This is a genomic window from Massilia sp. P2_C2, from assembly GCF_056404615.1.
In genome coordinates, this window is the sequence record NZ_JBFUDR010000465.1 from 1 (window position 1) to 3,453 (window position 3,453).

At 59.9% G+C, this 3,453-nt stretch carries 4 protein-coding genes; 2 read left to right on the plus strand and 2 right to left on the minus strand.

Annotated features, from left to right (window positions below):
• Positions 1-793: 793 nt before the first annotated feature.
• Entirely contained in the window at positions 794-1,270 is a 477-nt protein-coding gene (locus AC1DYX_RS29420; RefSeq protein WP_477265499.1) for a hypothetical protein, read from the plus strand.
• Positions 1,271-1,375: 105 nt separating this feature from the next.
• Here the strand turns inward: AC1DYX_RS29420 and AC1DYX_RS29425 are convergent, their stop codons facing one another.
• Together AC1DYX_RS29425 and AC1DYX_RS29430 are read right to left on the minus strand one after the other, a co-directional pair.
• Positions 1,376-2,218 carry an HDOD domain-containing protein gene (locus tag AC1DYX_RS29425; RefSeq protein WP_477265501.1) on the minus strand — a complete coding sequence of 281 codons (843 nt, stop codon included), beginning with the start codon at positions 2,216-2,218 and terminating at the stop codon, positions 1,376-1,378.
• Positions 2,215-2,547: a hypothetical protein gene (locus AC1DYX_RS29430; protein WP_477265503.1), complete on the minus strand. Its 333-nt coding sequence runs from the start codon at positions 2,545-2,547 to the stop codon at positions 2,215-2,217. Before AC1DYX_RS29430 ends, AC1DYX_RS29425 begins: the two co-directional genes overlap by 4 nt.
• A 161-nt stretch (positions 2,548-2,708) precedes the next feature.
• Here AC1DYX_RS29430 and AC1DYX_RS29435 point away from each other — a divergent pair, with 161 nt between their 5' ends.
• Positions 2,709-3,260, plus strand: a complete 552-nt coding sequence (locus tag AC1DYX_RS29435) for a DUF1697 domain-containing protein (RefSeq protein ID WP_477265505.1) — start codon at positions 2,709-2,711, stop codon at positions 3,258-3,260.
• Positions 3,261-3,453 lie beyond the last annotated feature (193 nt).

Genomic DNA, 3,453 nt, shown 5'->3' on the forward strand with positions numbered 1-3,453 from the left:
GAATGCTTCTGAGTGCTGATGGGAACCTCGAAAAACCGTCGCGAGCGGCCGCGATGTCGCACGAGAAGCGCAGCTGTACGAGAGTACAGTGAGCATCGCAGTGTGACAGCGCAACGCGCAGCAGGTTTTCGACGTTCCCTGATGCTTTGACAAGTGGATGTGCAGTTTACCGTAAATCGGGGTGCGGGCCGAAAAAGCGGGTGCATGCGGCCATGTGCGTCGGTACTCCGTACTCCGAGGAATTGGTATTTTTACAACAACCGTCGAGATAAACAGTCGGTTACATTGTTAAAACTTGAATTTTGGTTTCCAGCTGTTATTTTTAAAGTTGCTGGTCTGACTTGGTTTGGTTTCTTGTTGTGAATCAAGTAGTTCGTGCAGCTCGGCAATTGCAAAATTAGTCCAAAAAAACACTTGCGTGCGCCACAATCTGTCACCATGTGCTGAAATGACTATGTGACAAGCTTTCCACACGATAGCTTGATTTGGACTAACTGGTTTTGTGCTCAGGTCGAATGTGAACCTGACATATGAGTTTGATAATTTGTCCGAAAAACAAGTGCATGTGGGGAAGCGGGGAGTGCGAAAAACCGCAGCGGCGGCCAAGTTTCCGGTCGCGGCGCCCGGTCCGGCAACACGGTCGTACGAGTACGGTGCGTGAGGACGGGCAGGGTTCCGACGCTGCATCGGTTTTTTGGCMCTTCCCGTCAAGGGAGCGCACGCGGCCCGGTCAGTTGCCGGCAATCAGGTGGAAGCCTGGTCCATCGGGAACACGATCCGGGAACTTATGTAGATGAGTCAGTCATTAAACACAGTTCGTAAAAGAACTATTCTAACCACACACGAGGTCATCATGGCACATCATGCTTTGTCATCACAGGAAAGTTATAACCCGAACCACCTGCTGGACATCCTGCTCGGCAAGATGCAGCTGAAGAACGATGCCGCGCTGTCGCGCATGCTCGAAGTCGCCCCTCCGGTGATCAGCAAGATCCGTCACCACCRCCTGCCGGTCGGCGCCTCGCTGCTGATCCGCATGCACGAAGTGACCGGCATGAGCATTCGCGACCTGCGTGACCTGATGGGCGACCGCCGCACCAAGTATCGCCTGTCGGATGCTCAAGGCCGCCCGAAGCCTGAGGAAAAAGCCGCACAGCAAGCCGCCCAGCAAGCTGCCCAACAACAGCAAGCCCAGCCGCAAGCTCAGCAGACCCAGCAACCCCAAACGCAATCGAACGACGGTTCGTCTTCGGGCAATTATGCGCACTGATGCCGTGGGCATGACAGCTGTCCTGTCATGCCTTCGGCCAGACCCGGCAGCGAAGCACGCCTTCGCTGCCGTCCTTCGATCATCCTGATTGCCTGAGCAACCCGTTCAGGCCATCAGGATGGTCGACATTTCGTCGAACTGCAGTTCCGTTTCCCGGAATAAGTGCAGATAGGCTTCCTCGTTCAATCCCATCGCATCCCAGGCCACGCTGGATACGCGCGGCACCAGTTCGTCGTCGTCGCCAGCAAGGTCGAGGGCGTGGACGATGGCATTCGCCACATGCACGATGGTCGCCAGGAAACCGGCGCCGAGGATGTCGGGGGCATGGTGGTATGCAATCGCCTGGCGCATCGTGTCCGAGAAATTCCAGTGGTCCGCCAGCGCGACCCCGGCGTCGACATGGTCGATGCCGAGCACGGCCCGTTCCGCGGCCAGCCAGTCGCAACTGTGCTGGGCTTGCCAGGCGACGACCTGGCCATACGCTTCCGGATGACAGGTCACCAGCACGAGCCTGCCGATGTCATGCAATAAGCCGGCCGTGAAGGCAATGTCCTGATTGAAGCGCACGCGGCGGGCCAGCGCGCGCGCGCACACGGCCGTGGCGATCGAATGGCGCCAGAATGCCTTGTCCTTGAATCCCTGGCACCGTCCGCTCGGAAAGCAGCCCGTGATGGCGGCTGCCGTGATCAGGTTGCGCGTCGTCTGGAAGCCGAGAAAGGTAATGGCTTGCTGGATCGTCGTGACCTTCACCTGCAGGCCGGACGACGGCGAATTCGCCAGGCGCAGGGTCTTGGCCGTCAGGGCCTGGTCGTACGACACCTTTTTCGCCAGCACGGAGATGTCGATGTCTTCCTGCTCCACGCTGCTGAGCAATTCCATGACGACGGCGGGCAACGAGGGCAGGTCCTGCACGCCGGCCGCCAGCTGTTCGGGCGCCAGGCGGTTCATGCGCCCACCTCGCGCTGCAGCCGGTAGTCTTCCACATAGCGGCGCAGGATGCCTGTGGCCCAATCGCCCAGGTCGTCGCGGTCGTGCTTGCGGAACAGTTGGTCGAGCCGCGCCTGGATCGCGTCCGGATCGAGCGGCGGCGGCGCAGGGACGGCCTGCAGGATGGGCAGCAGGTCGATCCCATGCCGCGCCAGCGACGCCAGCATGGACTCGGTCAGCACGATGCCCTGCGCCAGCAATACATTTCCCTTGCCGTCGCGGACGACGTCGGACAACACCATTCCAGGACGGGTCTCGGCCAGCGGTGTCAGCTGGTAAGGAAGGCTCATGTTTCCCTCGTTTATTTTTCGCAATGTCTTGATATTATCATCCGGTAAGTACGGTGTGAGCGGCCACCGTTCCGGATGTTGCAAGCTTGTCGCTTGCCTGTTTAATGATCCCTTAAGTGCGCGGCGCCCCGGATGCTGGCCGGGCAAGGTACCATGCCCGAATGACTAGCCAACGCTATATTGCTTTACTAAGAGGCGTGAATGTCGGGCGGGCGAAACGCGTCGCCATGGCCGACCTGCGCAAACTGATCGCCGATCTCGGCTACGACCGTGTGCGTAGCGTGCTCAACAGTGGAAATGTCGTGTTCACGGGGCCGATCCGGCCGCATGACGAAGTGGCCGCCGAGATCGAGGAAGCACTCGTGCTCAAGCTCGGCGTGGCCGCCCGTACCATCGTGCTCGACTGCGGCGAACTGAACGCCATCCTGTCTTCCAATCCCTTGCTCGAACTGGCGACCGACCACGCGCGCCTGCTGACCTTCATCCTCGCCGGAGCGGATTCGCGCCAGGCCGTCGAAGCCTTGTGCGGCCGCGACTGGCATCCGGGCGCGATGGCGCTCGGCGATCGCGCAGCCTATGTGTGGTGTCCGGAGGGTATCCTCGACAGCACGGCCGCCGCCGCACTCGGCAAGCAGCTGGGCGATGCGACGACGGCGCGCAACTGGGCGATGTTGAACAAGCTGCAAGCCCTGTGCCACGAATCGCCTGCATAAATCAGGCCTTGAAATCGGCCTGGACGATCCCATCTGTGGCTTGATGCGGCTGGCCTTTCTCGAGGTATGCCGCAAAGAAAACGGCGTCACGCAGGCGCCGTCCAGGTTCCGATGCATGCATTCCGCTTCCTGCGGATCATTCCAGCCTATTCCCTATTTAATGACTCGTTGCTGTCGCGGCTGGCCCGATAAC